This window comes from Klebsiella sp. 141161 (genome assembly GCF_050600815.1).
Taxonomy (GTDB): Bacteria; Pseudomonadota; Gammaproteobacteria; order Enterobacterales; family Enterobacteriaceae; genus Klebsiella; species Klebsiella aerogenes.
The window spans coordinates 145,775-151,774 of the sequence record NZ_JAQIRN010000010.1 but is presented as its reverse complement, the minus strand read 5'-3'; the positions used below and the strand labels follow the sequence as shown (position 1 = coordinate 151,774).

The window sequence follows — 6,000 nt, the reverse complement described above, 5'->3', positions numbered from 1 at the left end:
CAAACGCCAACAGCCGTCCGTGCGGCGATACCACTGGCTATCTGGCCAATCCGAAGGAGGTCTAAAATGGGAAATGGATGGCATGAATGGCCGCTAGTTCTGTTTACGGTACTGGGGCAATGCGTAGCTGGCGCAGTCATCGTCAGCGGCCTGGGCTGGGTGTCGCTCTCCGGTCAGCGCGAATCGCGAGAGCGGCTGGTGCGCAGTATGTTCTTTATCTGGCTATTGATGGGAATAGGTTTTCTCGCGTCTGTAATCCATCTAGGCTCGCCGCTACGCGCATTTAATTCACTGAACCGCGTTGGCGCTTCAGCGCTCAGTAATGAAATCGCCAGCGGCGCCCTCTTCTTCATCGTCGGCGGATTCTGGTGGCTATTGGCGGCGGTGGGAAAAATGCCCTCGGCACTTGGCAAAATCTGGTTGTTTCTCACCATGTTGCTGGGGCTGCTATTTGTGATGGCGATGACCCGTGTCTACCAAATTGACACCGTGCCGACGTGGTACAATGGCTACACTACCAGCGCGTTCTTCCTGACGGTACTACTCAGCGGGCCGCTGTTCGCCGCCCTGCTGCTGAAGCTGGCGAAAGTTGACTTCAACGGCTGGTTTTTTGCCGCGATTAGCGTTGCCGCCCTCATCATCAGCGTGGCCGTTGTTGTCTTGCAAAGCGCTGACCTCGCCACGATCCACAGTTCAGTACAACAGGCGAATGCCCTGCTACCGGATTACGGCGGACTGCAGGTGCTACGGCTGCTCCTGCTGGCGCTCGGTCTCGGCTGCTGGCTGTGTCCGTTAATCCGCCGCCAGCCGCCGCGCGCCACCGGGTTATTGATCGGGCTGATAATGGTTTTAGTCGCGGAGTGTATAGGCCGCGGCCTGTTTTATGGCCTGCATATGACCGTGGGTATGGCGGTTGCGGGTTAACGAGACGGCGCGCCTGTGCGCGCCGCAGTAAGGAATAGGGTAATGATGCAGATCCCAAATCGCGACGCCGTCGCACTAAGCGCCCGCACGTTGGGCGCGCTGTTCTCTTATGCGCCGAATAGCGAGCAAAACGCACAGCTGGTCGCCGCTTTTCTCGATGGTAGCTGGCAACCGCAGTGGCCGTTCCCGGTCTCCGATTCACTGGCAATAGACTTCGCCGCCAGCAGCGACGAGGCGCTGCCGCAAGCCTGGCAGCGTCTGTTTATCGGCCCATGGGCGCTGCCCGCTCCGCCATGGGGCTCGGTGTGGCTGGATAAAGAGTCGGTGTTATTCGGCGACTCTACGCTTGCGCTGCGCGAATGGATGCGGGCCAGCGGTATCGCGCTGGATATTGAGCGCAACGAACCCGAAGACCACTTCGGCACCTTGCTGCTGCTGGCCGCATGGCTGTGCGAAACAAATCAGGATGAGTTGTTTACTCAACTGCTGGCCTGGCATTTACTGCCGTGGTCCGGGCGTTTCCTGAGCGTCTTTATTGAAAACGCCGGGCATCCGTTCTATCGGGCGCTGGGCCAACTGGCGCAGTCGACGCTGGCTAACTGGCAGGAAAATTTGCCCATCGCGGTGGCGGAAAAGCAGTTGTATCGTTAACTCACCCGCCGCGTCGATCCCCGGCGCGGCACTTATAGCTTTTGCATCTAAGGTTATTCCCTATCACAATAACGCTATGACTCCCAATTTCACTCCCGCCCATGCATCGTCTTCATAACTATCCTGATGTGCAGGTGATGTTCCGTCGCCTGATCATCGCCACGCTCGTCGGCATCTTTGCGGCGCTGGCCGTGGCGCTGTTTCGCCACTCGATGCTGGCGCTGGAAACATTATTTCTCGGTAACGATAGCGGTAGCCTGGTGAACGCCGCGCAGTCGCTGCCGTGGTGGCGTCGGCTGCTGACGCCAGCGCTTGGCGGGCTCGCCGCCGGGACATTGCTGTGGCTATGGCAACGGCGTAGCGTCTCGCGTCCGCACGCCCCGACCGATTACATGGAAGCGCTGGAAACCGGCGATGGCTGTTTCGATACGCCGGCAAGCCTCGTGAAATCGCTGGCGTCGCTACTGGTGGTTGTAACCGGCAGCGCCATTGGCCGAGAAGGAGCCATGATCCTGCTGGCCGCGCTGGCCGCCTCGCTGTTCGCCCGCCGTTTTACGCCGTGCGCTGAATGGAAGCTGTGGGTCGCCTGCGGCGCTGCCGCCGGGATGGCCAGCGCCTATCATGCGCCGCTGGCGGGTAGCCTGTTTATTGCCGAAATTCTCTTCGGCACCCTGATGCTGGCCTCGCTCGGGCCGGTGGTGATCTCTGCGGTGATCGCCCTGCTGCTGACCAATCTACTCAACGGCGGCGCCGCGCCGCTGTACCACGTCGTCTTTCAGCAAGACCTGACCGCGCTGCATTACGCATTAATGCTGGCAACCGGCCTGCTGGCCGGGCTGTGCGGGCCGCTATTCATCTGGCTGATGGACTACAGCCACCGTGGCTTCGTGAGACTGAAACTGTCGCCGCCGTGGCAGCTGGCGCTGGGAGGCCTCATCGTCGGCATGTTATCGCTTATTACCCCGGCGGTGTGGGGCAACGGTTATAGCGTTGTGCAAAGCTATCTGCTATCGCCGCCGCTATTTAGCGTCATTATCATCGTCTTTGTCTGTAAGCTGTTGGCGGTGCTGGCCAGCAGCGGCTCCGGCGCGCCGGGCGGCGTTTTTACCCCGACGCTATTCGTCGGGCTGGCAATAGGAATGCTGTTCGCTGCTTTTAGCGGTCTGTGGCTGCACGGGGATCGCGATATGGCGATTATGATTGGTTTAACCGGAATGGCGGCGTTTCTCGCTGCAACAACGCATGCGCCGATGATGTCGACGCTGATGATTTGTGAAATGACCGGGCAGTATGTGCTGCTGCCCGGTTTATTGATCGCCTGCGTACTGGCGTCGGTACTGTCGCGGACGTTACGCCGGGATTCGATCTATCGCCATTACGCTGCCGAGAACGTCTAAGTCAACATACTGGCTGAGTTCGCGCTGTTCGGCGCGCGGCAGATAAGGCAGCTCGCCAATCAGCGGCGCGGGCAGCTTTTTGCTCAGCACATCGATGATTTCAGCGTAGTGCGCAAGACCAGGGTTAATGCGGTTGGCGACCCAGCCGATTAACGGCAGACCATCGTTGGCCACCGCCTGAGCGGTCAATAACGCATGGTTGATACACCCTTCCTGAATGCCCACCACCAGCACCACCGGCAGTTGCTCCTGCACCACCCACTCGGAGAGCGGGCGTAAGTCGTTCATCAGGCTGCGCCAGCCGCCGGTACCTTCCACCACGACATGATCCACTTTGCCGCTGAGCTGCTGTAGGCCGTCGCTTAATAAGCCGTAGTTGATCGGGCAGCTGTGCGCCACGCTGCTTTCTTCTTCACTTAACGCGATGGGATTGACAGCATCATACGGCAGCGACAGCGTCGACACGCTCTGTAAGACCAGCGCGTCTTTATTACGCAGTCCGTCCGGCGTCTCTTTGCTGCCCTTCGCCACAGGCTTATACCCGGCGACGCTTTTACCGCTGGCAGCAAGTGCCTGCAGCAGCGCGCGGGAAACCACCGTCTTCCCGACAGCAGTGTCAGTACCTGTTATAAAGAAACGCTTAAACATCACTAACCCCAAAGTTGTGTATACGAAAGATACATAAGAGAAATAATCAACAGTGGGAAAAGTCTACGCGAAGCCGTCGGGGCCCAGATTGAGATAGCGCAATTTTTGGTGCGACTATGAAAAAATGTTAACCCTGTAACAGTCGGATAAGGAGCGATCCGTTATAGAGGGCGTCTTTCACCAAAGCCGCGCCAGCCATCGTTCCGCGGTTTGAGAACTGGGTACTCTCAACCGCGATATGACGACTATAGGCCGGTAGCGCCTGTTGCCGAATACAGTCAGAAATTGCCGGAAACAAAATATCGGACGCCTGGTTGAACGGCGAACCAATAAGGATTTTTTGCGGGTTAAACAGGTTGACCATGATAGCCAGAATACGCCCTACATGGGCGCCAACGCCGGTAATGATATCCCGCGCCAGTAAATCACCCTGCTGCGCCGCCTGGCATAACCATTCAACGCTTAACTGCTGTTGATGCAGCATAGAGCTCATCGATTTTGCCATGCGCATCTGCGCCAGCTCCAGCACGCTTTCGACGCTGGCGATGGTTTCCAGGCAGCCATGGTTGCCGCAATAGCAGCGTTTACCATAAGGATCGACCTGGGTATGGCCAATCTCCACCAGGCTGCTGCTGCCGGCGTGCAGCAGGCGGCCATCGGTGATCACTCCCGCGCCGACGTTGTGGTCGATCACCACCTGGATGACGTCGCGCGCGCCCCGTGATGCGCCAAACAACGATTCGGCCATAGTCCAGGCGCTGATATCGTGCTGTATATAGACCGACACCCCGGTGTGATTAGCCAGCGCTTCGCCAAGCGGCATGTCTTTCACATCATCGTAAAATGGCATCCGGTGAATGATGCCGTTTTCAGTATCGATGATCCCCGGCAAGGTGATGGCGATAGCGGTAAGGCGCTCAAGCTTGTGCTGATGGCGAATAAAAAACTGATCGATTTGCTCGATGATCCGCGTCAGCAGCGGTTGCGCATGCTGCAGCGGCAGATCCAGTTGTTCTTCCACCACCAGCTTGCTGCTCAAATCGCGCAGCGCCAGGTGGATTTCCCCCCGACTGATGCGCAACGACAAATAATGCCAGGCTTCCGTTTCAACCATCAGCCCGACCGCAGGGCGGCCGCGGCTCCCCGGCTCCTGGATTTCTGTCTCCTGCACCAGATGCGCTTCCAGCATCTCGCGAACAATTTTGGTAATGCTGGCCGGCGCCAGTTGCGCAAATCGGGAAAGGTCGATACGCGATACCGGGCCAAGCTGATCAATCAGGCGATACACTGCTCCTGCGTTGGTCTGCTTTATTTGATCGATATGGCCTGGTTGACTGTCCGCTACCACCATTGACTCCCTTATTTTCGCGCTTCGAAATAAACTTCCGGCTATGGTGAAGCACTTCGATGGTACACGTCAAATTTTTACTTAGCCTTGTGATTTACCGCACGTTTTTGGCTCTTTTTTGTCTCATTTTGCTAATGCGGCGGCGGCGAGAAGATAATCGCGAAAACGCTGCGCCGCCAGCCCCTGTTCGCGGTGTTTGGCCCACACCAGCCACATTTCCGATACCGCATCGGGTTCACTAATCGGCAGCCAGCGCATTTCATTCAACTGCACCCGCTTAAACGACGCCGGTAGGATCGATACCCCAAGACCAGAAGCCACCAGGCCGATGATGGTCATTGCTTCGCCGACCTCCTGGGTGATAACCGGCGCGGTACCGTAGCGGCGCATCAGCCCGAGAATATCGTCATACAGGCCGGTACCAACGTGCGGATCGAAAAAGACAAACGGCTCGCGCGCCAGCTCAAGCAGACTGACCGCCTGTTGACGAGCCAAAGGATGATCGCTGGGCACCATCGCCAGTAGCGGTTCGCGCAGCACCTTTTCCCAGCACAACGTATCCGGCAGTTGCGTGTTGCGCATCAGGCCAAGGTCAAGCGCCCCTTCATTCAACGGCACTATCTGTTCGCGGGTGTTGGTTTCGCGGGTTTGAATATGAACATCGGGAAATCGCCGACGAAAAGTAGAAAGCGTATCGGAAACCGCTTTGATGAACGGCGCGGATGAGGTGAAGCCAATACGCAGTTCACCGGTTTCGCCGTGATGCAGGCGACCGGCGCGGGCGGCGGCGTCTTCAACCTGCGACAGAATTTGTCGGCTATCGGCGAGGAACTGCTTCCCCGCAGGAGTCAGGCTAACGCTGCGGTTGTTGCGGGCAAACAGCCGCGCGCCAATTTGCTGTTCGAGAATCTGAATTTGCTGGCTTAACGGCGGCTGGGAGATGTTGAGGCGCGCCGCCGCGCGGCCAAAATGTAGCTCTTCCGCCACGGCGACGAAGTAACGCAGATGACGCAGCTCGATATTCATATTTAA

6 protein-coding genes are annotated in these 6,000 nt (G+C 57.9%); 3 read left to right on the top strand and 3 right to left on the bottom strand.

What is annotated here, in order from left to right:
• The first annotated feature begins 66 nt into the window (after positions 1-66).
• From PGR79_RS22055 to clcB, 3 genes are all read left to right on the top strand, one after another.
• Positions 67-924, top strand: a complete 858-nt coding sequence (locus PGR79_RS22055; protein WP_113374712.1) for a DmsC/YnfH family molybdoenzyme membrane anchor subunit — start codon at positions 67-69, stop codon at positions 922-924.
• Between the two features lie 42 nt (positions 925-966).
• Positions 967-1,575: a Tat proofreading chaperone DmsD gene (dmsD, locus tag PGR79_RS22050; protein ID WP_113374711.1), complete on the top strand. Its 609-nt coding sequence runs from the start codon at positions 967-969 to the stop codon at positions 1,573-1,575.
• 101 nt (positions 1,576-1,676) lie between these two features.
• The gene (clcB, locus tag PGR79_RS22045; RefSeq protein ID WP_113374710.1) at positions 1,677-2,972 is read left to right on the top strand and encodes a voltage-gated ClC-type chloride channel ClcB; all 1,296 of its coding nucleotides are present in this window, start codon (positions 1,677-1,679) and stop codon (positions 2,970-2,972) included.
• Here clcB and bioD read toward each other — a convergent pair.
• From bioD to PGR79_RS22030, 3 genes are all read right to left on the bottom strand, one after another.
• Positions 2,925-3,620 (bottom strand): dethiobiotin synthase, encoded by a 696-nt coding sequence (gene bioD / locus PGR79_RS22040; protein WP_087858536.1) that lies wholly within the window; start codon positions 3,618-3,620, stop codon positions 2,925-2,927. The two genes, clcB and bioD, sit on opposite strands and share 48 nt — an antisense overlap.
• A 127-nt stretch (positions 3,621-3,747) precedes the next feature.
• Positions 3,748-4,968, bottom strand: coding sequence for a sugar metabolism global transcriptional regulator Mlc (mlc, locus tag PGR79_RS22035; RefSeq protein WP_087858535.1), 1,221 nt, complete (start codon positions 4,966-4,968; stop codon positions 3,748-3,750).
• A 123-nt stretch (positions 4,969-5,091) separates the two neighbouring features.
• The gene (locus PGR79_RS22030) at positions 5,092-5,994 is read right to left on the bottom strand and encodes a LysR family transcriptional regulator (RefSeq protein ID WP_113374709.1); all 903 of its coding nucleotides are present in this window, start codon (positions 5,992-5,994) and stop codon (positions 5,092-5,094) included.
• Positions 5,995-6,000 lie beyond the last annotated feature (6 nt).

Coding starts and splice junctions, on each gene's coding strand:
- dmsD (WP_113374711.1), top strand. CDS start 967: ATGATGCAGATCCCAAATCGCGACGCCGTCGCACTAAGCGCCCGCACG.
- PGR79_RS22055 (WP_113374712.1), top strand. CDS start 67: ATGGGAAATGGATGGCATGAATGGCCGCTAGTTCTGTTTACGGTACTG.
- bioD (WP_087858536.1), bottom strand. CDS start 3,620: ATGTTTAAGCGTTTCTTTATAACAGGTACTGACACTGCTGTCGGGAAG.
- clcB (WP_113374710.1), top strand. CDS start 1,677: ATGCATCGTCTTCATAACTATCCTGATGTGCAGGTGATGTTCCGTCGC.
- PGR79_RS22030 (WP_113374709.1), bottom strand. CDS start 5,994: ATGAATATCGAGCTGCGTCATCTGCGTTACTTCGTCGCCGTGGCGGAA.